General features: G+C 71.9%; 1 protein-coding gene. It reads left to right on the top strand.

Going from position 1 to position 313, the window contains the following annotated elements; genetic code table 11:
- The coding region (locus tag KSO97_RS17525) for an adenylosuccinate synthetase (protein ID WP_232682035.1) at positions 1-200 on the top strand (200 nt) is incomplete at its 5' end.
- Positions 201-313 lie beyond the last annotated feature (113 nt).

The following is a 313-nucleotide window of genomic DNA, read 5'->3' as shown; positions in this document are numbered from 1 at the left end:
ACTTCCACCACGCGAAGCCGATCTTCGAGTACCTCCCCGGCTGGACCGAGGACATCTCCGGCGCGCGCACCTTCGAGGACCTCCCGGCCAACGCCCGCGCCTACGTGGAGCGGGTCGAGGAGCTGGCGGGCGCGCGGATGTCGGTCATCGGTGTCGGTCCCTCGCGGGCGGCGACGATCGTGCGGCCCGCGCTGATCTGAGGTAGCGAGTCCCGACCACCCCGGTGGTCGAGGAGGTCGCTCTGCGACCGTCACGAGACCTGGCGAGGGGCGGCGGTCTGTCGTCGGGCGGGGTTTCGAGACGCTCGCTGGCG

Source organism: Nocardioides sp. R-C-SC26 (genome assembly GCF_021246465.1).
GTDB lineage: Bacteria > Actinomycetota > Actinomycetes > Propionibacteriales > Nocardioidaceae > Nocardioides.
Note: the sequence above shows the minus strand (reverse complement) of the source record. Positions and strands in the feature narration are given on the sequence as shown.